The organism is Marinactinospora thermotolerans DSM 45154 (assembly GCF_900167435.1).
Taxonomy (GTDB): domain Bacteria; phylum Actinomycetota; class Actinomycetes; order Streptosporangiales; family Streptosporangiaceae; genus Marinactinospora; species Marinactinospora thermotolerans.
Genome location: NZ_FUWS01000012.1, coordinates 6323 through 31281, shown reverse-complemented (window position 1 = coordinate 31281; position 24959 = coordinate 6323). Strand labels below are relative to the sequence as shown.

The 24959-nt window shown below is 72.9% G+C and carries 25 protein-coding genes and 1 CRISPR repeat array; of the genes, 16 read left to right on the top strand and 9 right to left on the bottom strand.

The window, feature by feature from the left end; all coding sequences use genetic code 11:
* Positions 1-107: 107 nt before the first annotated feature.
* The gene (locus tag B5D66_RS20055) at positions 108-1253 is read right to left on the bottom strand and encodes a S1 family peptidase (protein ID WP_078763344.1); all 1146 of its coding nucleotides are present in this window, start codon (positions 1251-1253) and stop codon (positions 108-110) included.
* A gap of 438 nt (positions 1254-1691) precedes the next feature.
* Positions 1692-3860: a S9 family peptidase gene (locus tag B5D66_RS20050; RefSeq protein WP_078763343.1), complete on the bottom strand. Its 2169-nt coding sequence runs from the start codon at positions 3858-3860 to the stop codon at positions 1692-1694.
* Between the two features lie 109 nt (positions 3861-3969).
* On the opposite strand from B5D66_RS20050, the gene mshB reads away from it, so the two are divergent.
* Entirely contained in the window at positions 3970-4830 is an 861-nt protein-coding gene (mshB, locus tag B5D66_RS20045) for an N-acetyl-1-D-myo-inositol-2-amino-2-deoxy-alpha-D-glucopyranoside deacetylase (RefSeq protein WP_078763342.1), read from the top strand.
* Between the two features lie 67 nt (positions 4831-4897).
* Positions 4898-5341, top strand: coding sequence for a DUF6113 family protein (locus B5D66_RS25205; RefSeq protein WP_144390223.1), 444 nt, complete (start codon positions 4898-4900; stop codon positions 5339-5341).
* Between the two features lie 10 nt (positions 5342-5351).
* On the opposite strand, the gene B5D66_RS20035 is transcribed toward B5D66_RS25205, so the two are convergent.
* From B5D66_RS20035 to B5D66_RS26615, 3 genes are all read right to left on the bottom strand, one after another.
* A complete protein-coding gene (locus B5D66_RS20035; RefSeq protein WP_078763340.1) occupies positions 5352-6287 on the bottom strand; it encodes a site-2 protease family protein in 936 nt (311 codons plus the stop codon).
* Between the two features lie 120 nt (positions 6288-6407).
* Positions 6408-7778 carry a hypothetical protein gene (locus tag B5D66_RS20030; protein ID WP_078763339.1) on the bottom strand — a complete coding sequence of 457 codons (1371 nt, stop codon included), beginning with the start codon at positions 7776-7778 and terminating at the stop codon, positions 6408-6410.
* Between the two features lie 97 nt (positions 7779-7875).
* A complete protein-coding gene (locus tag B5D66_RS26615; RefSeq protein WP_078763338.1) occupies positions 7876-8124 on the bottom strand; it encodes a putative acetyltransferase in 249 nt (82 codons plus the stop codon).
* 172 nt (positions 8125-8296) lie between these two features.
* Here B5D66_RS26615 and fdxA point away from each other — a divergent pair, with 172 nt between their 5' ends.
* Both fdxA and dapC read left to right on the top strand, forming a co-directional pair.
* A complete protein-coding gene (gene fdxA / locus B5D66_RS20020) occupies positions 8297-8620 on the top strand; it encodes a ferredoxin (RefSeq protein ID WP_078763486.1) in 324 nt (107 codons plus the stop codon).
* 118 nt (positions 8621-8738) lie between these two features.
* The gene (dapC, locus tag B5D66_RS20015; RefSeq protein ID WP_078763337.1) at positions 8739-9857 is read left to right on the top strand and encodes a succinyldiaminopimelate transaminase; all 1119 of its coding nucleotides are present in this window, start codon (positions 8739-8741) and stop codon (positions 9855-9857) included.
* Positions 9858-9917: 60 nt separating this feature from the next.
* Here the strand turns inward: dapC and B5D66_RS20010 are convergent, their stop codons facing one another.
* Positions 9918-10772: a hypothetical protein gene (locus tag B5D66_RS20010; RefSeq protein WP_235001121.1), complete on the bottom strand. Its 855-nt coding sequence runs from the start codon at positions 10770-10772 to the stop codon at positions 9918-9920.
* A 259-nt stretch (positions 10773-11031) separates the two neighbouring features.
* On the opposite strand from B5D66_RS20010, the gene B5D66_RS20005 reads away from it, so the two are divergent.
* The 3 genes from B5D66_RS20005 (at position 11032) to B5D66_RS19995 (ending at position 13935) form a co-directional block, all read left to right on the top strand.
* Positions 11032-11868 (top strand): 2,3,4,5-tetrahydropyridine-2,6-dicarboxylate N-succinyltransferase, encoded by an 837-nt coding sequence (locus B5D66_RS20005; RefSeq protein WP_078763335.1) that lies wholly within the window; start codon positions 11032-11034, stop codon positions 11866-11868.
* A gap of 75 nt (positions 11869-11943) precedes the next feature.
* A complete protein-coding gene (gene dapE, locus B5D66_RS20000) occupies positions 11944-13014 on the top strand; it encodes a succinyl-diaminopimelate desuccinylase (protein WP_078763334.1) in 1071 nt (356 codons plus the stop codon).
* Positions 13015-13113: 99 nt separating this feature from the next.
* Positions 13114-13935, top strand: a complete 822-nt coding sequence (locus B5D66_RS19995; RefSeq protein WP_078763333.1) for an LOG family protein — start codon at positions 13114-13116, stop codon at positions 13933-13935.
* Positions 13936-13939: 4 nt separating this feature from the next.
* Here B5D66_RS19995 and B5D66_RS19990 read toward each other — a convergent pair whose 3' ends face one another.
* Positions 13940-14245: a hypothetical protein gene (locus B5D66_RS19990; RefSeq protein ID WP_235001120.1), complete on the bottom strand. Its 306-nt coding sequence runs from the start codon at positions 14243-14245 to the stop codon at positions 13940-13942.
* A 103-nt stretch (positions 14246-14348) separates the two neighbouring features.
* On the opposite strand from B5D66_RS19990, the gene B5D66_RS19985 reads away from it, so the two are divergent.
* The 3 genes from B5D66_RS19985 (at position 14349) to B5D66_RS19975 (ending at position 16113) form a co-directional block, all read left to right on the top strand.
* Complete coding sequence (locus tag B5D66_RS19985; protein ID WP_235001119.1) at positions 14349-14801, top strand: hypothetical protein; 453 nt, start codon at positions 14349-14351, stop codon at positions 14799-14801.
* Entirely contained in the window at positions 14798-15244 is a 447-nt protein-coding gene (locus B5D66_RS19980) for an SRPBCC family protein (RefSeq protein WP_235001118.1), read from the top strand. Before B5D66_RS19985 ends, B5D66_RS19980 begins: the two co-directional genes overlap by 4 nt.
* Before the next feature lie 287 nt (positions 15245-15531).
* Positions 15532-16113: a hypothetical protein gene (locus tag B5D66_RS19975; protein WP_235001117.1), complete on the top strand. Its 582-nt coding sequence runs from the start codon at positions 15532-15534 to the stop codon at positions 16111-16113.
* A 45-nt stretch (positions 16114-16158) separates the two neighbouring features.
* Here B5D66_RS19975 and B5D66_RS19970 read toward each other — a convergent pair whose 3' ends face one another.
* A complete protein-coding gene (locus tag B5D66_RS19970) occupies positions 16159-16950 on the bottom strand; it encodes an enoyl-CoA hydratase-related protein (protein WP_078763330.1) in 792 nt (263 codons plus the stop codon).
* A 279-nt stretch (positions 16951-17229) separates the two neighbouring features.
* On the opposite strand from B5D66_RS19970, the gene B5D66_RS19965 reads away from it, so the two are divergent.
* Together B5D66_RS19965 and B5D66_RS19960 are read left to right on the top strand one after the other, a co-directional pair.
* Positions 17230-17397, top strand: coding sequence for a DUF3117 domain-containing protein (locus B5D66_RS19965; protein WP_078763329.1), 168 nt, complete (start codon positions 17230-17232; stop codon positions 17395-17397).
* Between the two features lie 130 nt (positions 17398-17527).
* Positions 17528-19033 (top strand): leucyl aminopeptidase, encoded by a 1506-nt coding sequence (locus B5D66_RS19960; protein ID WP_078763328.1) that lies wholly within the window; start codon positions 17528-17530, stop codon positions 19031-19033.
* 50 nt (positions 19034-19083) lie between these two features.
* Here the strand turns inward: B5D66_RS19960 and B5D66_RS19955 are convergent, their stop codons facing one another.
* Positions 19084-19692, bottom strand: coding sequence for an O-methyltransferase (locus B5D66_RS19955; protein WP_144390233.1), 609 nt, complete (start codon positions 19690-19692; stop codon positions 19084-19086).
* A gap of 328 nt (positions 19693-20020) precedes the next feature.
* Between B5D66_RS19955 and sigE the strand changes: the two genes are divergently transcribed.
* The 4 genes from sigE (at position 20021) to B5D66_RS19935 (ending at position 24015) form a co-directional block, all read left to right on the top strand.
* Entirely contained in the window at positions 20021-20659 is a 639-nt protein-coding gene (sigE, locus tag B5D66_RS19950) for an RNA polymerase sigma factor SigE (RefSeq protein ID WP_235001116.1), read from the top strand.
* On the top strand, positions 20656-21441 hold the full coding sequence (locus B5D66_RS19945) for a zf-HC2 domain-containing protein (RefSeq protein WP_078763326.1): 786 nt from the start codon (positions 20656-20658) through the stop codon (positions 21439-21441). Before sigE ends, B5D66_RS19945 begins: the two co-directional genes overlap by 4 nt.
* Positions 21442-21482: 41 nt before the next feature.
* The gene (locus tag B5D66_RS19940) at positions 21483-22526 is read left to right on the top strand and encodes a sigma-E factor regulatory protein RseB domain-containing protein (RefSeq protein ID WP_144390222.1); all 1044 of its coding nucleotides are present in this window, start codon (positions 21483-21485) and stop codon (positions 22524-22526) included.
* A gap of 136 nt (positions 22527-22662) precedes the next feature.
* A complete protein-coding gene (locus tag B5D66_RS19935; RefSeq protein ID WP_078763324.1) occupies positions 22663-24015 on the top strand; it encodes a S1C family serine protease in 1353 nt (450 codons plus the stop codon).
* 178 nt (positions 24016-24193) lie between these two features.
* A CRISPR array of direct repeats spans positions 24194-24954; the repeat unit is 29 nt; unit sequence GTAAGCCCCGCGCACGCGGGGATGGACCG.
* Positions 24955-24959 lie beyond the last annotated feature (5 nt).

The following is a 24959-nucleotide window of genomic DNA, read 5'->3' as shown; positions in this document are numbered from 1 at the left end:
CCGGTCGGTGGCGTGTGGCCGGGGACGCGCGTTCCCCGGCGCCGCGAGCGACGCCGGGGAACCCCTACTCGGTCATCGGGGAGCGCGGAGGCTCACCCGAGGGGAGGTCAGCCGGTGACCAGGGTCAGGCCCCACTGGCTGAGGATCGGGTTGATGGGCTGGAAGTAGGTGGTCCCGCCGGTCCGGCAGTTGCCCGAACCACCGGAGGTGACGCCCTGCGCCTGGTTGCCGCTCAGCCAGGAGCCGCCGGAGTCGCCGGGCTCGGCGCAGGCGGTGGTCCGGGTCAGGCCGTAGACCGCGCCCTGGGCGTAGCGGACGGTCTGGTTCTTGGACTGGATGACACCGCAGCGCCAGCCGGTGGTGGCACCGGAGCGGCAGACGGAGGCGCCGATCGCGGCCTCCTGCGAGCCGCGGACGGTCACCGTGCCGCCGGAGTAGTTGTTGACGTAGGGACGCGGAACCCAGGCGCTGGTCGTCCGGACCCAGCCCATGTCGCGGCTGGGGAAGATCGAACCGGCGAACGTCCCGGCCGGGGAGTAGCTCGTCGCGCCGACGCTGCCGCAGTGGCCGGCGGTGGCGAAACCACCCTGGACGGCGAAGCCGACGGAGCAGTAGCTCGTGCCGGCGGCGTTCAGGCTGTTCTTGTTGCCGCCGATGATGTCGGCGTAGGTGCGGGGCTCCTCGGTGGTCTCCTTGATCTGCACCGCGTCGGCGGAGACCCCGGCGGCGGCGACCAGTTCCTCGGCCGCGGCCTCCTGGCCCTTCTCCACGGTGATCACCACGGCGTCGGCCGCGGCGTCGGTGTACCAGCCGGTGACCGCGGCGTCGGCCGTGGTCTCCTCGGAGTTGAGGTCGGAGACGATGGAGTCGAGCTCCTTCTCGCCGAACTCGACGACCCGGGGGGTGGCCCCGGCTTCGCGAACCTCGGCCGCGGCGGATTCGTCGGTGACCGAGACCGTCAGCTTCCCGGTCTGGACGTCGAAGACACTGCCGCCGAAGTCGTCGCCGAGCGACGCGCGCAGCTCCTCTTCGACCTTGACGGCGTTCTCCTGCTTCGCGGTGATCTCGGCGGCCTCGGTGGAGGACAGGCCGAGGTCACGCTCCAGCGCCTCCGCCTGGGTGGCGGCGGGGGCGGCCGGTGCGGCGGGGGCGGCGGGTGCCGGGGCGGCGCTCGCGGCGGGGACCGCGGTGAGCACCAGGCCGAACGCCAGGACGCTACCGCCCAGCGCACGGAACACGGGGGACTTCTTCACTTCCAGCCCTTTCTCTGGATGACCAGGGCGGATCCGCGTCAACGAGCGGGGACTCGACGCGAATCCCCGCTGGCGCCGCCCTTGTGGGGCGATGACCAGCGGTGTTCACCGGACACTCGGTAAACGATTGGAAACGATAAGTCATCGGAACGCTTCGCAATAGACCCAACACAAAGAGAAAAATCCCGACATGTAATGATGATCTTCAGAGGCCGGAATGCGGGGACATCCGCTCAGATGACGAATCTGTAAACACCGAAGTTGACCGGTCGTCTCCAACGCCCGGGGAGAAGCGGCACGAAAGAGCAAGAGGGAAGCGCTGGCCGGATCCGGCCAGTCCTGAGGGGTGCCTCCCGGACGCCCGGGTAGAGCGAAATGTCGCGGGGGGGGGAATGCCAGATCCGGCATTCCCCCCGCGACATTGTCCGCGGCCTTTCGTCAGGAGCCGGAGCCCTCCCCGCGCAGCGCCTCACGCAGGAACTCCACCTGGAGCAACAGCAGATTCTCGGCGGTGGACTCCTCGGTCGGCATGTGCGTGATCCCCGACAGCGGCAACACCGTGTGCGGCCGGCCCGCCGCCAGGAGCGCCGACGACAATCGCTGGGAGTGGGCGAAGGCCACGTTGTCGTCGGCCAGCCCGTGGATCAGCATCAGCGGGCGGCGCAGGTTCGGCGCGTCCCCCAGCAGGGAGCTGGCCGCGTAGGCGTCCGGTCGTTCCTGGGGGAGTCCCAGGTAACGCTCGGTGTAGTGGGTGTCGTACAGCCGCCAGTCGGTGACCGGCGCGCCGGCGACGGCCGCGTGGAAGACGTCCGGACGGCGCAGCACGGCCAGCGCGGCCAGGTACCCGCCGAACGACCAGCCGCGAATGGCGACCCGATCCAGGTCCAGGTCCTCCGAGCGGGCCGCGGCGTCGTGCAACGCCGCCACCTGGTCCTCCAGAACCGCCGAGGCCAGGTCACCGGAGATCGCCTGCTCCCACTCCAACCCGATACCGGGGGTCCCCCGGCCGTCGGCCACGAGCACCGCGAACCCCTGCTCGGCGAACCACTGCGACGTCAGGTAGGCGCCACGGGCGCGCAGCACCCGCTGGGCGTGCGGACCACCGTAGGGGTCCATCAGCACGGGCAGCGGCCCCGACCCCGACTCGTACCACGAGGGCAGCAGCAGCGCGGAGGGGATGCGACGCTCCCCGGCCGCCCACATCCGCACCCGGGGGGCCGGCAGGTCGGGTGTCTCGGCGAAGCTGTCGATCGGGGTGACCGAGCGACGGGTCTCGGAGGCCGCCTCGCGGATCGCCACCGTGCGCACCCCGTCGTTCTCCAGGTCGCGACGCTGGAGGACCAGCGTCCCGCCGCGCAACCGGCCCGAGTGGACGCCGCCGGTCGACGCGCCGGGGAACTCCACGGGCAGCGCCCCGCCCTCGGTGACGTCCAACAGCCACAGCCCGACGTCGCCGGGCGACCCCGCCACCGACCCGCTGTACAGCAGCAGGCCGCCGTCGACGTCGACCAGGCCGCGGACGTAGTGGCCCCTGCCCTCCACGGCGCGCCCCGCGACGTACAGGTGGCGTTCGCGGTCCTCGCCGCGGGCCCCGATCCACACCAGGTCGCCCCCGGCGGTGAAGGCGGGGACGCCCGGCATGATCTCCACCCACGTGTCGTCGTCCTCCGACAGCAGGTCGAACACCAGACCGGTGGCGGGGTCCGCGCTGAACACGGTCATGGACCGCTGGTCACGGCTTTGCGCGGTGAACACGACGGTCGGCGTCCCGTCGGGTCCGGTCGTCCACCCGGCCGTCACCAGGTAGGGCAGCGCCTCGCGGTCCCAGTCGATCCAGGCCGGCTTGGCCGGCCCCTCCGCGCTCTCCCCGAGCGGCAGGACGGCCAGGCGCACCTCGGCGTTGGCGGTCCCGGCCGCCGGATAGGCCATGACCTGCGGGGCGGTCTCGGGGTGGGCGGGGTCGCCGATGTGCCAGCGCGCGACCGGGGAGTCGTCCACCCGGGCGGCCAGCAGCGCCGAGCCGTCAGGGGCCCACCACATGCCCCGGTAGCGGCCCATCTCCTCGGCGGCGATGAACTCGGCCAGTCCCCAGGTCACCCCCTCCCCCTCGGGGCCGGTGAGCGTTCGCACGTTCCCGTCGGCGATGGTGACGACGTGGATCGCGCCGCCGCTGACGTAGGCCACCGCCTCCCCGCGCGGGTCGATCACGGGGTCGACGACCGGGCCGGTGACGGGGAGCTCGCGCGCGGTCGCCCCGTCTCCCACCAGGTCGACGTGGTACAACCGCCCGGACAGGGTGAAGGCGGCGCGGGTGAGCCCGTCGTCGACGGTGTAGGAGACGACGCCGCCGCCGGTCTCGCGCAGCCGCTCGCGGCGCGCGCGCTCCTCGGGGGGAAGGTCCTCGTCGGTGCGGCCGAGCTCGCGGGGGTCGGCCACGACCCGTTCCCGGCCGCTGTCCAGATCCAGGAGCCACAGGCACGTCGCGGGATCCAGGCCGTGCCTGCCACGCAGGAAGGTGACGCGCCGACCGTCCGGAGAGATCTGGAAGGCCCGGGGCACACCGAGGGAGAACCGCCGGGTCCGGGCCTGTTGCCGTGGGAAACTCATGAGCCGATTGTGGCAGCGCGCGCGTGGCGGCGCGTGACGGCGGGGCGGCGCGGGTCACACCGGTAACGGCGTGGACTACCCCGGCCGGCGCACGGGTATCGTCCCGCATATGACGGATCGCCGCTTGCTCCTGGTTCATGCCCACCCCGACGACGAGTCCATCGTCACCGGGGCGACCATGGCCAAATACGCGGCGGAGGGCGCCGAGGTCACCCTGGTCACCTGCACGCTCGGCGAGCAGGGCGAGGTCATCCCGCCCGAGCTCGCTCACCTGGCCGCCGACCGCGAGGGCGGACTGGGCGAGTACCGCATCGGCGAACTGGAACGGGCGTGCGCCGCGTTGGGGGTGGGCGACCACCGCTTCCTCGGCGGGGCCGGCCGCTACCGCGACTCCGGCATGATGGGCGCCGCCACCAACGACGACCCCGACTGCTTCTGGCGGGCCGACGTCGAGGAGGCCGCGCGCGAACTCGCGACGATCGTGCGCGAGGTCCGGCCGCACGTCATGGTCACCTACGACGACAATGGCGGCTACGGCCATCCCGACCACATCCAGGCCCACCGGGTGGCCCTGCGGGCGTTCGCCATGGCCGCCGACCGCTCCCTGCCGGGAACCCCCTGGCAGACCCGCAAGCTCTACGCCATCGCCCAGCCCCGCTCGGTGCTCGCCGCGGCCGTCGCCCGGCTCCAGGAGGACCCGGGACCGTTCACCGCGCCGGCCGGGATCGGGGACATCGCCCCGGGAACCCCCGACGGGGCCGTCACCACCCGTATCGACGCCACGGCGCACTGGGCGGCCAAGGCCCTGGCCATGCGGGAGCACGCCACCCAGATCACCGTGGCCGGGGAGCGGTTCGCGCTGTCCAACGACATCGCCCAGGAGATCGACGCGGTGGAGTACTTCTCGCTGCTGCGCGGCCCAGCGCCGCGCCGTGGCCCCGACGGTTTCGAGACCGACCTGTTCGCCTGACCGGCGGGCCGCGGCCGGTCGCGCTCCCGCCCGTACGGTGCGACCGGTGAGCCGATACGCTGCGGACATGTCCGCTTCCGCATCCCGGCCGGCGTCGCGCAGTCAGGACGGCGCCTCACCCGGCCCCCGCCTCCTGCCCGACGCCATCGTCATGGCCAGTTACGCGGCGCTGCTGGTCCTGGGGTTCGTGGCGGGAATCGTCGCGGGGATCGCCCAGGGGTGGCTGGCGTGGCTGTCGCAGACGGGCACGGCCGGCACGGTGGTGGCGGTGTCCGGGCTCGTCGCGTTCCTGCTGCTGCTGTTCCTGGCCTGCCGGCTCGCCGGACGCGAGCTGGGCCGGCCGGGCGCCGGGTTCCCCGCGGCGGGGTGGGTCGCCGCGAGTTTCGCCCTGATCGGCTGGTCCTCCGGCGGTGACGTCGTGCTGACCTCGGCGACGATCAACTACGGGTTCGTCTTCGGCGGCATCGCCGCCGTGGTGGTGGCGACCGTGCTGACCCCGCCCCGGGGCTGACCCGGCGAGGTCAGCTCACCCAGAACCGGAACAGCAGGTCACCGAACGCGAAGTACTCCTCGTTCATCCCCACGAGTCCGAGCAGGGCGTGGACGGCGTTCAGGAAGACGGTGTTGACCTGCGGGAACCACAGGATCGCGAACACCACCACCGAGCCGAAGACCGCGGTGGTGAGCGAGCGCCGGCCCAGGCGCCCGGGCAGGTACGGGGCGATCGCGTCGAACCCGTCGAGGCCGGGGATCGGCAGCACGTTGACCAACGCCGAGGTGACGTTGAGGAAGCACAGGTAGATCAGGCCGACGATCATCCAGTTGTTGGTCACCGACCCCTCGGGGATCAGCGCCTTCACCACGACCGCCAGGACAACGGCGATCAGGAGGTTGGCGGCGATGCCGCCAAGGGCGATGACGCTGCGGCGCACCCGCCCGGTGACGGCGGGCCGTTCCGGGTGGACGGCCGGGCCGGTCAGGCCGAACCCGCCGAAGAACAGGTAGACGAGGGGGAGGACCCACCCGGCGAACCCGTCACGGTAGGCGAACGGGTTGAGGCGCAGGCGGGCGCTGCCGCGCAGCGAGCGCTCGCCGAGCGCGTAGGCCAGCGCCGCGTGGGCGAACTCGTGTACCGCGATCGACACGATCCAGCCGCCGAGGATGAACACGAACGGCGCGTAGACCTGGGAGCCGGTGAACCAGTCCTCCTCGCCGCGGGTCCACGACAGCCAGCCGGCCAGCGCGGTCAAACCGACGAGCAGGACGAACACCGGGCTGGGCAGGACGTCCACGATGGAGCGGGACGGCCGCTCCCCCTCGGGCTGGACGGGCGAGGACGCTTCGGCCGGTGTGGCCGCTCCGGCGGAGGCGGACTCGGCGCCGGCCGCGTTCGGCGCGGTCGCGTCCCCGGACGTCTGCGCCGGCTCGTCGCGCTGCTCCGGATCGGGCGTGGACATGCTGCTCCTGCTGGTGGTGGTCGCCTGGTGTCGGCGCGGACGAGGGCGTCCGCGGCTCACCTGCAAGGCTAGGGGGTCGTCTCCCCGTCTCGGTACCGGGTGACCGTTCGCCGCGCCGGGCTAGAGCGAGGCGCGGGGCGAGGTGGCCGAGAGGTGGATCGCCGTGAGCGCGAACGCCCGGCCGACCTTCGTCAGCCGCGGGGAGGTGCGTCCCTCGCCGAGCAGGTCGTGCCCGCTGACACAGCCGAGGGTCTCCAGCAGCCAGGTCACCGTGATCAGCACCGATTCGACCCTGCGCCGGCCGCACCGGCGGGAACCGTCGGGGGAGTCCTCGTCCGTCTCGTCGTCGCCGGAGGGGTGTTCCCAGCCGGCGTCGGCGAGCGCCAGCCGCGCCTCCTCGGCGATGTCGACGTTGCCGTCGCGCGAGTGGCTGCCGCGCGAGCGAGGGGAGCGCAGAAGCAACAGCCCCAGCAGGGTCTCGGTGGCGGCCTGTTCGAACCCGTCGGTGCACAGCACGCTCTCGGCGACCGCGCGCCACAGCGCCTCGGTGCTCTCGTGGAGCTGGCGGCCCCGTCTGGTCAGCACCAGGCGCCGGCCGCAGCGGCGGACCGCCCGCATGGTGCGCAGCAGCTTGTGCAGCGCGATGATCTGCATGACGTCGGTCTCGCTGCGGGGCGAGGACGGGGTGGTCTCCCAGGCGAACTCGCCGCACAGCTCCCGCACGACGGAGGGGGAGATGTAGCCGATCTGGGTCAGGCCGATCCCGTCGTCGGCGTAGTCGAGCAGCCGTTGCACCGGCGCGAGGGCCCGCGCGGCGTCGTGCGGGGGTTCGGCGCCCACGGTGATCTGGTCCAGCAGCGGCCACAGGCGGCGGCGGTGGGGGTGGGAGGGGGAGGAGAGCCATTCGCGGACCCGCTCCTCGCGGATCCGGTCGAGCCGGCTGCGTCCCTGCCCGTCGGGCCGGGTCAGGAACGCGCGGGCGTGCCGTTCCTGCGCGGAGCGCCAGCCGCGCGAGCCGGGTCGGACCTCGCCCGCCGCGATGCTCAGTTCCAGGGCGGCCGACGCCGCCTGGTAGGCCTCGATCTCGGCCTGGCCCAGCGCCGTGCCCCAGGTCAGCTCGGCGAGGTCGGGGGGTTCCACGCCGGAGGCGCGCATGCTCCGTTCGTAGGCGAGCACGCCGCGGCCGTGCCCGGCGGCGTGCGCGGACAGGATGTCGCGGGTGCGCCCGGAGGTGCAGATCTCGGCGTAGCGGGGAAGGTCCAGGAGGGAGAACAGGTGGCCGAGAGACTCGGCGACGAACCCCCACTCGGCGGATTCGGTGGGAAACCGCAGGGGGAGCACGTACCAGCAGAACTCCTGGACGGCGCGCTGGCTCAGTGTCTCCAGGCCGCGTCCGGCCGTGAGGGTCTCCAACGCGCTCTCGGCGGAGCGGGCGGCCTTGGGGTCCAGCCGCGCCATCTGCGCGAGGGCGGACGCGACGGTCTCCTGCATGACGGAACCTCGTCACCTCCAGATCAGGCCGTTCGCGTGGGGATACGGCTCCACATCATGGTCGGCGCCGCTGGGGAGCGGCGTTCGCGGGCGGGACTCAGGCGCCGGTCCGGGGACGGCGCCGGGGCGGGGACGGGGGGATGACCCTGCTCGCGACCACGTCGTCAGCAGTGACCTCGGTCACAGTGTCGTCGTGCCTGCGGACGGTGATGAGGCCGTCCTCCCAGGCCTCCAGCATCCCGACGATATCCCGGAAGCGCCCGTCCGGGAGCTGGATGCGCACAGTGACGCGCCGACCGATGTCCTGCGGCGTAACGGAATCGGAGAGCCGTGCAACGAAACCCACCTGTTACCCCCAATTAGTCTCGGCACCCCGACCACCGCAATACTGGAAGCAGCGAATCGCGTGTCAGATGGTCTCGGCGTACCCGCTGCCGGCGTTCCGGCAACGTCAGGCTATGTGACATCGGAGACACCCATATGCGGTCAGCGTGGCGAAGACCGAAGAGGAGTACGACGTGACCTACGTCATCGCGCAGCCCTGCGTCGATGTGCTCGACAAGGCGTGCATCGAAGAGTGCCCCGTCGACTGCATCTACGAGGGCAAGCGCATGCTCTACATCCACCCGGACGAGTGCGTCGACTGCGGCGCCTGCGAGCCGGTGTGCCCCGTAGAGGCCATCTACTACGAGGACGACCTGCCCGAGCAGTGGTCGGACTTCTACAAGGCGAACGTGGAGTTCTTCGACGAACTGGGTTCGCCGGGCGGCGCCTCCAAGGTGGGGCAGATCGACAAGGACCACGCCGTGGTCGCGGCCCTCCCGCCCCAGGGCGAGGAATAGGCGAGACGCGCGGGACCGCCGTGCCGCCGCGCGGCACGGCCGCGCGCGATCATGGTGTCGCGCCGTCCCTGATGGGGCGGCGCGACGGTTTTTCCGCAGGTGAGCGAGGACGTGAACAATGGCCGAACGACGGCGTGTGGTGGACCGGTTGCCGACCTTTCCCTGGGACCGGTTGGCCCCCGCGAAGAAGGTCGCCGCGGCGCATCCGGACGGCATCGTCGACCTGTCGGTGGGAACCCCCGTCGACCCGGTCCCCGAGGTGATCCAGCGGGCGCTGGGCGAGGCGGCCGACGCGCCGGGGTACCCGGCGACCTACGGGACGCCCCGGCTGCGCGAGTCGATCGCGGACTGGCTGGGACGGCGCCACGGGGCCGTCATCGACCCGGCCGCCACGCTGCCCACCATCGGCTCCAAGGAGCTCGTCGCCTGGCTGCCGACCCTGCTGGGGGTGGGACCGGGCGACACCGTCGTCCACCCCGAGCTCGCCTACCCCACCTATGACGTGGGGATCCGGCTGGCGGGGGCCACCCCCGTGGCCTCCGACGGGCTGACCGCGCTCGGCCCGGCCCGTGTGCCGCTGGTGTGGATCAACTCGCCGGCCAACCCCACCGGCCGGGTGCTGCCGGTCGAGCACCTGCGCAAGGTGGTGGCGTGGGCGCGCGAACGCGGCGCCGTGGTCGCCTCCGACGAGTGCTACATCGACCTCGGCTGGGACGGTGTCCGCCCCGTGTCGATCCTGCACCCCGATGTCTGCGGTGGCTCCCACGAGGGGCTGCTGGCGGTCCACTCGCTGTCCAAGCGCTCCAACCTGGCCGGCTACCGGGCGGCCTTCCTCGCCGGTGATCCCGCGCTCGTCACCGAGCTGCTGGAGGTGCGCAAGCACGCCGGGATGATCGTCGCGGCGCCGGTGCAGGCGGCGATGGTCGCGGCGTTGGACGACGACTCCCACGCCGACGAGCAGAAGGAGCGCTACCGGGTGCGCCGCGAACTGCTGCGCGGGGCGCTGGAGCGGGCGGGATGGCGCATCACCCACTCCGAGGCGGGGCTGTACCTGTGGGCGTCCCTCCCCGGCCACGACGCCTGGTCGGCCGTTCGGCTGCTCGCCGAGCACGGCATCCTGGTCGCCCCCGGCGAGTTCTACGGGCCTTCGGGGGCCGGCCACGTGCGCGTGGCGTTCACCGCCTCCGACGAGCGGGTCGCGGCCGCGGTCAAGCGGCTGGAGGCCGTGGCCGGCTGAACCGGCCCGTGACGGCGTCCGGGGCGCGGCCCCCCACCGGGGGAGCCGCGCCCCGCTCGTTCAGCCCAGGACGATCTGGCCTTCGGGAGAGGCGTCGGACACCTTGACCCACCCCTCCTGGCCCTCGGCTGCCCGCCAGCGCATGCCGTCGTAGGTGACCGAGGACAGGCCGTACTCCTGGGCGTGGGTGACGGCCCAGATCGCCATCGCCCAGCCCAGGTCGCCGGTCTGCGGGGGCGAGGCGACCGGAAGCGAGCCCGGTGCCACGCCGAACACGCGCTCCATCTCCTGCTCGGCCGCCGCCACGTCCGTCTCGGCGGCCTCCTCCGCCTCGAAGCGGCAGCTCACCGCGGGCCCCTCGGAACCGCTGAAGGCCGCGGCCATGGTGCGGGACCGCTCCTCGTGCTGGTCGTAGGCGAAGCCGTCGGCGCTGCGCTGCACCGCCTGGGCCGCCTCGTAGACCGGCATGTCCTGGTAGTCGGGGATCTCGGCCAGCGCGTCGTAGAACTCGCCGCTGGCGTAGACGGGGTCGATGATCTGCTCGGGGTCACCCCATTCCATCGACGGGCGCTGCTGGAACAGGCCGAGGGAGTCCCGGTCGCCGTGCGCGATGTTGTAGAACTTCGTCTCCTGCCACACCGTCGCGTAGGCGATGACGACGGCGTGTTCGGGCAGGTTCCGGCTGAAGGCCACGCCGCCGATCGTGGCGGCGTTGGCGGCCTGCTCCGGTTCGAGTTCGTCCATGTCGTCGCGGGCGGTGACGGTGCAGGCCGCGACGGGCTCGGGGGGTGTCAGCTCGATCGGTCGGATCGAGTGCATGAGGTAGTACCCACCGGCGACGAGCGCGCCGCAGACCACCGTCAGCACGATGAGGATCTTGAAGAACGCGGAGATTCTTCGACGCTTGCTAGGCACACGTAGACCAAATGGTTCGTGGGGCGCGATCACGGACGGCATGCGGCCGTGTCCCGCCTCGGCGTACAGGGTGGGTGGTGTTTCCCGGCCGTGTCATGGACGGTGCCGGCGCTGGGCAGCGGGACCGGTGGGGCCGGGAGACCGGTACCGATAGTAGGCGCTCGGAGGAGGAGCGTCGTGGTGGCGCCCGCCGGGTGTCCCCGTGGCCGCGGGCGGGCCGTTCGTGGCCGAGGGACGGGAAACGGTAGGCTCCACAGCCATGACCACCTCGTTCACCAGTCCGCTCCCCGAGGCCGTCGACGAACTCTGGGAGCGCCGTTCCGAGCTCACTCCCGACCACACCGAGGCCCGCGACGTCATCGTCGGCGCGGTCGACGAACTCGACGCCGGCAAGGCCCGCGTGGCCTTCGTCGACGCCGCGACGGACGAGGTCGTCGTCGACGAGCGCGCCAAGCGGGCGATCCTGCTCAGCTTCCGCGTGCTCGGCATGGAGGAGTCGAAGGTCGGTGACTTCTACCACCACGACCGCATCCCGCTGAAGAAGCGCTTCGACGGCGTGCGCGTCGTCCCCGGGGCGATCGCCCGTTGGGGCGCCTACCTCGCGCCGGGCGTCGTGCTGATGCCGTCGTTCACCAACTTCGGCGCCTACGTGGGCTCCGGCACGATGGTCGACACCTGGGCGACCGTCGGCTCCTGCGCGCAGGTCGGCGAGAACGTCCACCTGTCCGGTGGCGTCGGTCTGGGCGGCGTCCTGGAGCCGCCGCAGGCGTCCCCGGTCATCGTCGAGGACGACGCCTTCATCGGCTCGCGCAGCATGGTCGTCGAGGGCGCCCGGGTGCGCCGTGGCGCCAAGCTCGGCGCCGGCACCCTGCTGACCTCCTCGACCCGGGTCTTCGACGCCGAGACCGGCGAGGAGCTGCCCCGGGGCGAGGCCCCGGCCTGGTCGGTGTGCGTCACCGCCAACCGGGTCAAGAGCTTCCCCGGCGGCGACTTCGCCATGCCCTGCCTGCTGGTGCTCAAGCGCCTGGAGGAGGGGCAGGAGCACGACAAGCTGGCGTTGAACGACCTGCTGCGCGAGCACGGCGTCAACGCCTAGGGTCCCTTCCGTCCCGTCCGCTTCCCGCCCGGCACGCCGCCGGGCGGGGAACGTCCCCGACCTCGAAAGCGCGCCATGCTCGATCTCACCGCCGACGTCCGTGACCTGACCGCCCGCCTCGTCGACATCGAGTCGGTCAGTGGGGGCGAGCGCGTCCTCGCCGACGCGATCGAGACGGAGCTGCGCGCCCTGCCGCACCTGCGGGTCCACCGCGACGGCGACGCCATCGTGGCGCGCACGGAGCTGGGCCGTCCCCAGCGGGTGGTCCTCGCCGGGCACATCGACACCGTGCCGATCGTGGGCAACGTCCCCTCGAAGGTCGTCGACGGCCGTCTCTACGGCTGCGGCACCTCCGACATGAAGAGCGGTGTCGCCGTGCAGCTCAAGCTGGCCGCCACGGTGACCGAGCCGGTCCACGACGTCACCTACGTCTTCTACGACTGCGAGGAGGTCGACGCCGAGCGCAACGGGCTGCGCCGGCTCTCCCTCACCTCGCCCGAGTGGCTGTCCGGCGATTTCGCGGTCCTCATGGAGCCCACCGGCGGCGTGATCGAGGGCGGCTGCCAGGGCACCATGCGCGTCGAGGTGGTCGCGCGCGGCGAACGCGCGCACAGCGCCCGCTCCTGGATGGGGCGCAACGCCATCCACGAGGCCGGACGCATCCTCGACGTGTTGCGCGCCTATGAGCCGCGCCGGCCGGAGGTCGAGGGGCTCCGTTTCCACGAGGGCCTCAACGCCGTCTTCGTCTCGGGGGGCGTGGCCGGCAACGTCATCCCCGACGAGTGCGTCGTCACCGTCAACTACCGCTTCGCCCCCGACCTGAGCGTCGCCGACGCCGAGGCGCACCTGCGCGAGGTGTTCGACGGCTTCGAGGTCAGGGTCACCGACGCCGCCCCGCCCGCCCGTCCCGGCCTGGACCACCCGGCCGCGGCGGCCTTCGTCGAGAAGGTCGGCTCCGGGCAGGCGCGGGCCAAGCTCGGCTGGACCGACGTCGCCCGGATGTCGGAGCTGGGCGTCCCCGCGGTCAACTACGGTCCGGGGGAGCCGACCCTCGCCCACACCAGGGACGAGTGGGTCGAGCTGGCGGCCGTCGTCGAGGCCGAGCGCCGCATGGTCGCCTGGCTGAGCGGGGCCGGGACGGTCTGAGCGCGCGGCGCGTCGACGTCATCAAGCGTTCCCCACCACGTCACACCAGGGTGATCAACACGCCAGTGGAGGTGGGGGCGGAACGGGTAGCGTTACGCCATGACGGAATCTCGATCCAACGTCCGGCGGGCGGGCCCCCTGACCTACCGCGGGCAGGCCATCCCCGAGACCACCACCGACCAGCGCCTTCTCGATCGACGCGGCCCCAGCGACTGGGTCCACACCGACCCGTGGCGGGTCATGCGCATCCAGTCGGAGTTCGTCGAGGGTTTCGGCCTGTTGTCGGAGGTCGGTCAGGCCGTCAGCGTCTTCGGCTCCGCCCGGATCAAGCCGGACAGTCCCTACTACGCGCTGGGCGAGCGCATCGGCGCCAAGCTCGCCGAGGCCGGGTACACCGTCATCACCGGCGGCGGCCCCGGCATGATGGAGGCCGCGAACAAGGGCGCCAAGGCGGCCGGCGGCCCCTCGATCGGCCTGGGCATCGAGCTGCCCTTCGAGCAGTCGCTCAACGAGCACATCGACATGGGCGTGACGTTCCGGTACTTCTTCGTCCGCAAGACGATGTTCGTGAAGTACTCCCAGGCGTTCGTGGTGCTGCCCGGCGGGTTCGGCACCCTCGACGAGCTGTTCGAGGCCATCACGCTGGTGCAGACCGGTAAGGTCACCCGCTTCCCCGTCGTACTGGTCGGAACGGAGTTCTGGGGCGGCCTGGTCGAGTGGATCCGCGGCCGGTTGCTGGACGAGGGGGTCATCTCGCCCTCGGACCCGGACCTGATGTACCTCACCGACGACGCCGACGAGGTCGTCGAGACCATCCGCAAGGCCCACGTCGACCTGGAGCGGCGCCGGTTCGAGGCGGAGCAGGTCGAGGAGACCGCTCACGAGGTGCAGGACGCCCAGCAGGCCGGCAACGGCACCTGAGGGGTCACACCAGTCCCCGGCGCGCCACGGCGGGGGGTCGCACGCCGCTGATCGAGGCCACCATGTCCAGGGCCTGGCCGACCTCCCGGGGGTGGCCGGTGGCGAACACCCGCGCGCCCGACCAGGCGTAGACCACCACCGCGGCGATCGTCTCGGCCGGTCCCGGCTCGCGGCCGGGGCCGGCCTCGCCGGGGGGAGCGCAGCGGACGAGCACCGGCCGGTCGCCGGCGGCGAGTTCGCGCACGCGCGCCACCGTCGGCCGGTATCCGGCGTCGACCGCGCCGTCGACCGTCGCGTCCGGCGGAACCACGCTGAATCCTGTTGCCTCGCGCACCCGTCGAGTCTCGCATGGCCGGTGGGGCGCGCGGTGCGGTCCTTGCCCCGAGCGGCGGCCGATGTGGCACGATCGGAGCGTGAACCTAGCCATCCTGATCCTGATCGCGTTGGCCGCCGTCGCCGTCCTCGCCGGGGTGGCGCTCGTGGTCATGGGCGGAGGCGGCCGGCTGGCCCGCTTCGAGGCCGACCATCCGCCGTTGGAGCTGCCCGTGGATCGGCCGGTGACCGGGGCCGACGTCGGCCGGGTGCGGTTGCCGTTGGCGCTGTGGGGCTACCACGTGCGCGGTGTCGACGAGGTGCTGCGCCGGGTCGCCGTCGCGCTGGGGGAGCGCGACACCCGCATCGCGGAGCTGGAGGAGCGCGTCGCCGAGCTGTCCGCCAAGCCGGCCGGCCCCCGCGTGCTGTACCCCCGCTCGGAGGAGCCGGCGCCGCCGCGCGACGGCGACGCCGATGACGAGTCGGCCTCCCTGCCGGTGAGCGCCGGACGGCACGAGGCCCCCCGCGACTCCGGCGCGGGCGACGAGGCGTGAGCCCGGTGCAGGGCGTCGCCGTGTCCCAGGTGTGCCCGGCCCCGGCCGACCGGGTCTGGCGCACCCTGGTCGACTGGCGGCTGCACGAACGCTGGATGTACCGCACCCGCGCCCGGGGCGGTCAGGGGGTGGGCGCCCGGGTCGAGGCGTTCACCGGCGTGGGGCCGGTGGGCTTCACCGACCACATGGAGATCACCGCGTGGGTCCCCGCCACCCGCGAATCCGCGGGCCGCTGCGAGGTCCGCCATCTCGGCGGCCTGGTCCGGGGCCGCGGCCGGTTCGACGTCCTCCCGCTGCCCGACGGGCGCAGCCGGGTGGTGTGGGTCGAGTGGCTGGAACTCCCGCTGGGGGCGCTCGGCCGGCTGGGCTGGCCGCTGGTCCGCATCCCGGTGAGCGTGCTGCTGCGCCGTTCCCTGCGCCGACTGGGCCGGCTGGCCGGGTAGGCTCTCCCGCGCCACTGTTTCCCGCCCGGGGTCGCCCATCGCACACCCGGCGTGGCCGCCCCGCCCCGCCGACGATCGCGGGCTCGTTGTGTCCTTCGTCACTCGTGACGGTACCTTTGGGAAAGTCCTGGTGGCTTATCCTCTTTCGCTGTACCCGCGAGCGGTCCCCTGCGTCCGCTCGTATTGGAGGAAGCGATGACCTACCCGGATCAGGCTGCCGTGTGGGCGGGACCCCTCGTCCGAGCCGGCCACGACCGGTCCGCGCCGCGCCGCTCGGGGAAGAACCGGTGAGCGCCGTGCCGACGCGCCCCGAAGACCCGGCGGCCCCCGGCGCCGCGACCCCCGACGCGGCCTCTCCCATCCGACAGATGTCGCTGTGGCCGCCGCCCCGTTCCACCCGGCACGCGGGACGGCGCCGTCGCAGCATGCTCCTCATGGGCGTCGCGGCCGGCGCGGCGCTACTCGCCGCCGGCGGTGTCACGGTCTGGGCCCTGTCCTCGGGCGGCGACGACGCCACCGGTGTCCCAGCGGCCTACGCCGGCGAGTGGAGCGGCGAGATGTCGCAGCACGACCAGGACGGGACGCACGTCGCCGACTGGGAGGCGACCGTGCACCTGGAGGCCGGCGCCGAGCGCGGCAGCAGCCAGTTCGTGTCGTTGGGATGCCGCGTCAGCCTCGAACTGACCGCGCGCGAGGACGACCGGATCGTCTTCGACTACGTCGAGACCTACGACGGCGACGAACGCTGCATCGACTCCGGCACCCTCGAACTGCGGCCGGGCGCCGAGGAGGGCACGCTGGAGGCCGAGTGGGGGGCGTCCTCCCACAGCGGCAGCCACATGACCTCGACCGGGACGATGACCCGCTGACCCGCCGCCGCCCCGGTCGCGGACCGTTGCGGCGGCGGGGCGCTGTCAGCGCCCCTCGAACTCGGGCTGACGCTTGTCGACGAAGGCCAGGGTGGCGTTGAGGTGGTCGGCGGTCTGCGCGCACTGGTCCTGGAGGGCCGCCTCCATCTCCAGCGCGTTCTCCAGGTCCAGTCCGGAGCCGAAGTTGAGCTCGCCCTTGATCGCGGCGTAGGCAACGGTCGGCCCCGAGGCCAGGCGCCGGGCGAGTTCACCGGTGGCCCCGGCCAGCTCGTCCGCCGGGACGACCCGGTTCACCAGGCCGATCTCCAGCGCGCGGGCCGCCTTCACCGGCTCGGCGAGGAGCAGCATCTCCATGGCCCGGGCGTGCCCGATCAGCCGGGGCAGCGTCCAGGAGGCGCCGGAGTCCGACCCCAGGCCCACGTTGGCGAACGCCATCAGGAAGGACGCGCGCTCCGAGGCGACGCGCAGGTCGCAGGCGAAGGCCAGCGAGGCCCCGGCGCCGGCGGCCACGCCGTTGACCGCGGCGATGACGGGCTTGGGCATCCGCGCGAGCGCGAGCGCGATGGGGTTGTAGTGCTTGCGCACGGTGTCGCCCAGTCCCTCGCCGGATCCCAGGACGGCGGCGTGCTCGCGCAGGTCCTGGCCGGCGCAGAACGCCTTGCCGCGCCCGGTGAGGACGACCGCCCGCGCGGAGTTGTCGTTGCGGGCCCGCTCCACGGCGGCCAGCAGGGCCTCCTTGGCCTCGACGGTCAGTGAGTTCATCGCGTCGGGCCGGTTGAGGGTGATGGTGGCGACGCCCTCCGAGAGCTCGTAGACGACGCTGTCTGACTCGGACAAGGGGGACTCCCTGGTGTGGTCGGCGGGCGGCCCGGGAGGCGTGCCCGGGCGCTGCGGCTATAACCTTAACCGTTCACGATCTTCGGGCCAGTGGGTCTGGGGGACGTTCGATCGTTCCCATTCAGGTCCCAAACCCGAGATAATGACAGACCAGTGATTCATTCCCTGAATCACGCGGATGCGGCTCCACTCCCGGTTCGCGCTCGCCGGAAGGCGGGCCGAGCAGCCGAAGGACCGGCCCATTCACGCGAGGAATTTTCCGAGGAAAGGGGATACGGCATGGCGGCGATGAAGCCGAGGACCGGTGACGGTCCGCTGGAGGTCACCAAGGAGGGGCGCGGCATCATCATGCGGGTCCCCCTGGAAGGCGGTGGTCGGCTGGTCGTCGAGCTGACCCCTGACGAGGCCGCGGCGCTGGCCGAGGCCCTGAACGGGGTCGTCGGCTAGCCGGTCGGCCCTCCCACCACCCGAGGTCCTGTCCATGGGCGGCCACACCTGACCACCACCTCCCGACATCCACAGGGTCAGTCGCGCGAGATCGCCCAGGCAGCCGAGTACGCACAGAATGTGAGCGTTCGTGCCTTTCGCAACGGAGATTCGTCCCGTCCGAGGAGACCTCGTCGACTCCGCCGCCGATCTTCTCGCCCTCCCCGTGCGGGGCGGCGAGGCTCCGGCCGTGGTGCGCGACGGGATCGGGCTGGAGCCCGCCGCGCTCGACGCGCGTCTTCCCGCGCCCCTCGCCGACCTGGTCGCCTTCTACGACCTCGCCGGCAGACCCGGAGAGACGGTCGAGCTCCCGGTCGACCTGGGCCGCGGCCTGGTCCGGCTGGTCCTGCTGGGGGTCGGGGACGCGACAGCGGGGCACCTGCGCAAGGCCGGCGCGACCCTGGCCCGGCTGGCCAAGGGGCGCGAGCGCGTCGCCACCACGGTGGGAGCGCTCGGGGACGGTTCCGTCGAGGCGGAGGCGGCCCTGACCGCGTTCACCGAGGGGGTGCTGCTCGCCTCCTACACCTTCTCCCTGCGGTCGGAACCGAAGAAACCCCTCCCGGTCCCGGCCGTCGACGTGCTGGGCGCCGACCCCGAGGACATCAGGCGCCCCATCGACACCGGTCGGGTCCTGGCCGAGGCCACCGCGCTCGCCCGGGACCTGATCAACACCCCTTCGGCCGAGAAGGACCCGGCCTGGCTGGCCGCCCGCGCCGAGGAGGTCGCCGTCCGGGTCGGGCTCACCGCCACGGTGTGGGACGAGTCCGCCCTGGCCCGTGACGGGTTCGGCGCGATCCTGGCGGTCGGCGCCGGGTCCTCCCGCCCGCCCCGTCTGGTGCGGCTGGACTACGCGCCCGAGGGGGCCGATCGGCACGTGGTGCTCGTCGGCAAGGGCATCACCTTCGACACCGGCGGTCTGTCGTTGAAGCCCAACGACAACATGAAGCTGATGAAGACCGACATGAGCGGGGCGGCGATCGTCCTGGGGGTCATGTCGGCCCTGGCCGAACTCGGCGTCCCGGTCCGGGTCACCGGTCTGCTCGCGATCGCGGAGAACTCCTTCTCCGGTTCGGCGCAGCGTCCCGGTGACGTCATCACCGCCTACGGCGGGCGGACCATCGAGGTCCTCAACACCGACGCCGAGGGGCGCCTGGTCATGGCCGACGCCATGGCCTACGCGGTGCGCCACCTGGCCCCCGACACGATCGTCGACGTCGCGACGCTCACCGGCGCAGCCAAGCTCGCCCTGGGCACCGGCATCGGCGCGCTGTTCGCCACCGACGACGGGCTGGCCGACGCCCTGCGGGGCGCCGGCGAGGGCTCCGGCGAGACGGTGTGGCGGATGCCGCTGGTCGAGGAGTACCGCGACGCCCTGCGGTCGCCGGTGGCCGACCTGGCCAACATCGGCACCAAGCGCGACTACGGCAACCCGGGTGCCACCGAGGCGGCCCTGTTCCTCCAGGAGTTCGTCGGCGACGTGCCCTGGGCGCACCTCGACATCGCCGGCCCCGGCCGGTCGATGGCGGAGGAGGGCGTCCTCACCAAGGGCGGCACCGGGTTCGGCACCCGGCTCCTGCTGCGCTGGCTGTCGTCGTGAGCCTCCCGTCGTCTTCCCGCGGGGCCGCGGCCCCGCGGGAAGACGACGGGTCAGGCCGTGCGGATCGCCGCGAGCAGGCCGCCGCCCGCCGGGATGAGCAGCGGCACCAGCCGCTCGTCCTCGCGCACGAGCCGGCCGACCTCGCGGACGGCCATGGTGCCGGGGTCGCTGGCGCCCAGCGGCCCGTCGTCGAGCGAGCCGGCGGCCAGGGCGTCGTTGAACACGACGACGCCGCCCTGGCGCAGCAGGCGCAGGGCCTCGTCGAGGTAGTCGGGGTACTCGCTCCTGGCCGCGTCGACGAACACCATGTCGTAGGCGCCGTCGGTGAGCCGGGGGAGCACGTCGAGCGCGCGTCCGTGGATGAGCCTGGCCCGGTTCGCGGGGAATCCGGCCCGCCGGTAGGCCTCGCGGGCGAAGGCCTGGTATTCCGGCTCGATGTCGACGCTGGTCAAAATGCCGTCGGAGCGCATGCCGCGGAGCAGCCAGATGCCGGAACTGCCGCACCCGGTGCCGATCTCGACCACGGCCCGGGCCTCGATCGCGGTGGCGAGGAAGCGCAACGCGGCGCCGCCCGCGGCGCTGATCGGATGGGTGTCCGCCCGTTGGCCGAGCCGGCGCGTGGAGGTGAGCGTGTCGTCCTCCACGGCGTAGCGCTCGATGTAGGCCAGTGTGTCGTCTCGGCTGGCGATGACGGCCTCCCGTGCGTGGTGGCGTGATCGGGGACGGGGACGTGCCCGCCCGTACGCGACCCGACGTCGCGGCGCCGCGCGCGTTCCCGGGGGAACGGCGGTCCCGGAGGTCACTCGGTGTCATGTACCGGTCACACCCAGGTGGTGTCCCTGGGCAAAGCGTAACCCGCTGGAAGCTCCGGGAGCGGTACGGGAACTTAATCCGGCGTCGTGGCGTTGCAGAGGGGGAGGGTTCCCTCGTGTCGATGGGACCGTGCCTCACGCGGAACACCACTCCGCGGAGACGAAAGGAGCGTCGGTGGCGGATTCCGGACCTGCGGTTGAATTCGACCAGTGGGAGCCGCCGAGCTGGGACGAGGTGGTCCGCACCCATTCCGCGCGGGTCTACCGCCTGGCCTACCGGCTCACCGGCAACCAGCACGACGCCGAGGACCTCACCCAGGAGGTCTTCATCCGGGTCTTCCGCTCCCTCGCCAACTACACCCCGGGAACGTTCGAGGGGTGGCTGCACCGCATCACCACCAACCTCTTCCTCGACATGGCCCGCCGTCGCGCCCGCATCCGCTTCGAGGGGCTGGCCGACACCGCCGACGAGCGCATGCAGGGCCGCGAGCCCTCCCCCGCCCAGGCCTACGACGACCGCCACTTCGACGCCGACATCCAGACCGCGCTCGACGCGCTTCCCCCCGAGTTCCGCGCCCCTGTCGTGCTGTGCGACATCGAGGGGCTGTCCTATGAGGAGATCGCCGCGACGCTCGGCGTCAAGCTGGGAACCGTGCGCAGCCGCATCCACCGGGGCCGCGCCCAGTTGCGCAACGCCCTGGAACACCGGCGGCGCCAGGCGGCCGAGCGTGACGGACGCGGCGAACAGGCCGACGCGCCGCCGCGGGACGACCGGGTGGCGCCTAGTGCGACCCAGGAGGTGGAGGGCCGGTGAACCACTTGGGGGAACGACTGTCCGCGCTCGTCGACGGGGAGCTCGGGCACGCCGAGCGCGATCGCGCGCTGGCACACCTCGCGGTCTGTGAGTCCTGCCGTTTCGAGGCCGACATGCTGCGCCGGCTCAAGCGACGGCTGACCCGCCTCGACCCGCCGGAACCGTCGAGCGACTTCATGGGCCGCCTGGCGGCCCTCTCCGGTCTCGACGCGCCGCCGCCCGACGACCGCTTCGATCCGCCGCCCGCGCCCTCCTCGCGCGGGTTCCTGTCCGGGCTGCGCCGCCGCGACCCCGGCGGAGGGCCGTCAGGCCCCTTGGGCACGACCCCGCCGCTCGGTTCCAGCCGCCCCCTGGGCGAGGGGCGGCCGCTCGGCTGGGGGCACCCGTTGGGGGGCTCCTCCGCGGCCGACTCCGCCCCCACCGCGCTCGCCGACCCGCCGGCCGACGAGGCGCCCCATGACGCGATCCCCGCGCCCCGTTCGCGGCCCCGCTGGGCCCAGGCCCGTTACGCGCTGGCCGGCGCGTCGGTGGTCGGCTTCACCCTGGGCACGGCCTTCGTCGCCGGGGGACAGGGCGACCGGGCGCCGGTGGTCACCCCGCCGTTGGCCGACTACGCGGTCGAGCACGCCGTCACCTCACGTCAGGCCTCCCTGGCCGATCCCGTCTCGATGACCGCGGTCGGGCTCACCGTGGCCCCCGCCGTCCAGGGCGACCGGGACGGCGCCGCCGAGGTCCTCCCGGTGGACGGCGTCGCCCGCGTGGGCGAGTCCACGCGGCGGTGAGCGCGGGGACCTTCCGGTCCGGTCGGCGTCCCAACGTCGTGATGGCGGTCCTCCTGCTGTGTTCGGCGCTGCTCCTGGTGACCATCACCTCCTCCGACAGCGGACCGGTCTGGCAGGCGCCGCCGGGCGTGGACGACGGCATGGCCGAGCTGCGCCGCGCGGCGGCCGAGGGGCCCGCCCTGTCCTACTCGGGCGTGCAGTTCGTGGCGTCGTGGAACGGCAACGACACCGACACCGAGCTGATCGAGGTCGTCCACCGGCCGGGCGAGGGCACCTCCTACGTCGGCGCCGGCCACGCGGACGAGAAGGGCGGCCCGGGGCTGCTGGTCGGCTCCGCGGCCACGTTGGACGTCGACGACCCGTTGCTGGACCTGCTCGGCGCCAACTACACGGTGGTGCGCGCGGGCGAGGGGTCGGTGTGCGGGCGCCCGGCCCGGGTGGTCGAGGCGCGCGGGCGCGACGGCTCGGTCATGGGCCGGTTCTGGATCGACGTCGAGTCCGGTCTGCTCCTGCGCCGCGAGACCTTCGACGAGGCCGGTCGGGTGGCCCAGGCCAGCGCCTTCGTCTCGATCGAGTTCGGCCCGCAGGAGCGGCCCGACAGCACCGAGGTGGTGCGGGGCGCGCCGTGGGGCGACGTGCTGGACGAGCGCGAGCGCGCCGCTCTGGCCGACGACGGCTGGTGGCTGCCCGAACGGCTCGACGGCGGCCTGTCGCTGGTCGAGGCGCGGTCCACCGGCGAGGGCGCGGAGCGGGTCGTGCACCTGTCCTACTCCGAGGGGCTCTCCTACGTCTCGGTGTTCGTGCAGTGGGGCCGGCTGGGCTCCCGCACGAGCGAGCCCGTCGAGGGGCTGCGGCCCGTCGTCCAGGATGGGCGCACCGTCTACGTCAGCGAGTCCGGGCAGCAGCGCAGGGTCTGGGAGTCCGGCGGTTTCGTCTACACCCTCATGGCCGACGCGCCGCCCGAGGTCGTCGACACCGCGGTGGGGTCCCTGCCGGCGGTCGGCGACGACGGTTTCTGGACCCGGGTGGGGCGCGGATTCGACCGGTTCGGGTCCTGGCTGGGCCTGGGATCACCGTCCCAATAAGGCGCTTTTCTCCGCTTTGATGCCTTCGCGTGGTGTTTTATAGCTACAGGCGGTCAGAATCGTATGGAATATCCGCTGAATGCCTCTTCGTGGCCGCTCTTCCGGATAGGGGCGCGCACCGACGGACGGAGATCTCATGACGGACGAGACCGGACGCCGCGACCAGGAGGAGCCGGAAGACAACGGAGCGGGTCACGACGCCACGCACCCGATCGGGGATGACCGTCCCGGCCCGGAGTGGGGGCCGCGGCACGAGTACCCGTCCCACGCCGCGCACGGCGGAGCCTGGGGCGGGTACGGAACGGGAACGCCGGGCGGCCCCGCGCAGCCCCCGTACACCGGCGCCCACCAGGCCGGGGGAGCGGGGGCCGATCCGGGACGCGGGGGCCGGCCCCGCCGCACCGTCCCGCTGTGGTCGCTGGCCGCGGTGACGCTGCCGGTCGCGCTCGTCGCGGCCGGGATCGGCGGCCTGATCGGCGGCCGTATCGGCGCGGACGAGCCCTCCCTCTCCTCGTCGGGCCGTCTCGCCAACGAGGTACCCGAGGGGGTGCCGAGCCGGCCGCCGGACACGATCGCCGGCGTCGCCCAGCGGGTGAACCCGAGCGTGGTGTCGATCCAGGGCGCAGGGGCGCAGAGCAGCGGCAACGGGTCGGGCTTCGTCATCCGCGACGACTACGTGGTCACCAACGACCACGTCACCGCCGCCTTGGAGGGGCAGGGCATCGAGATCGTCTACAGCGACGGCAGCACCAGTTCCGCCTCCGTGGTCGGCAGTTCGCCGGGCTCCGACCTCGCGGTGCTGGACCCGGCCGATCCCGTCGACGTCGAGCCGCTGGAGTTCGGCGACTCCGACGCGGTGACGGTCGGGGACACGGTGATCGCCGTCGGGGCGCCGCTGGGCCTGGAGGGGACGGTGACCAGCGGCATCATCAGCGCCGTGGAACGGCCGGTGACGGTCGGCGAGCAGGGCAGCGAGACCTACATCAACGCCCTCCAGACCGACGCGGCGATCAACCCGGGCAACTCGGGCGGCCCGCTGGTGGACGCCCGGGGGCGGGTCATCGGGGTGAACTCCGCGATCGCGACCATGGGCGGCCCCACGGGTGAGCAGACCGGCAGCATCGGCCTGGGGTTCGCGATCCCGTCGGCGCAGGCCGAGCGGGTCGTCGGCCAGCTCATCGAGACGGGGCGGGCGCCGCACGCGGTCATCGGGGCGCTGCTGGACACCCGCTACCAGGAGGAGGGCGCGCTCATCGCCGAGAGCGGCGGCGGCGGCGAGGAGGCGGTCCAGCAGGGAGGCCCCGCCGACGAGGCCGGCCTGCGGCCCGGCGACGTCATCGTCGAGTTCGACGGGACGGCGGTGCGCGGCTCCGACCAGCTCATCACCCTCATCCGCGGCAAGCTGCCCGGCGACCGGGTGGACGTCGTCTACGAGCGCGACGGCGAACGACGGACCACGACCCTCACCCTGGGCGCCTCCGAGGAGTGACCGCCGACGGGCGGGTGTTCCCGCGGTCGATAGGAACTCCTCCCGGCCGTCCCCGGTGCGGACGGGGTGGTTCTCCGGCAGAATGACCGTCACCGGCGTGGGACCGTCGCCCACTCCGGTGGGCTTCCGGATTTGGTAAAGCGGAGATAACGGCCCGCGAAGTCGCAGGTCATCTTCTGTAAGCCCCGCGCACGCGGGGATGGACCGGTCAGGCGGGCGCACTGAGGGGCGGGATGCGAGTAAGCCCCGCGCACGCGGGGATGGACCGGCCTCATACGTGAGGTGAGCGTGACTGGACGAGTAAGCCCCGCGCACGCGGGGATGGACCCCACGTCGCGCGGCTGGTCCAGCTGTAGCGGAAGTAAGCCCCGCGCACGCGGGGATGGACCGATCAGGCGCATCTCGGGGGTGGCCGGGCGGATGTAAGCCCCGCGCATGCGGGGATGGACCGGCCATACGGCCCGGCGGGTGGACACCGCCGGGGTAAGCCCCGCGCACGCGGGGATGGACCGATCAGGCGCATCTCGGGGGTGGCCGGGCGGATGTAAGCCCCGCGCATGCGGGGATGGACCGGCCATACGGCCCGGCGGGTGGACACCGCCGGGGTAAGCCCCGCGCACGCGGGGATGGACCGACGTCCTCGGAGTACTCGCGGACGCTGCGCTCGTAAGCCCCGCGCACGCGGGGATGGACCGGGGTGAGCTGGGCCAGAAGCGGCCACAGGCCGGTAAGCACCGCGCACGCGGGGATGGACCGTCCTCGTGGCAGGGGACCAGGTCGGCCTTGCGGTAAGCCCCGCACACGCGGGGATGGACCGTTCAGCAGGTCGGTCTGTGATGGGCACGGTGTGTAAGCCCCGCGCACGCGGGGATGGACCGGTCTCCTCGACGTCGGCGCTGACCGCCGATGAGTAAGCCCCGCGCACGCGGGGATGGACCGTCCCG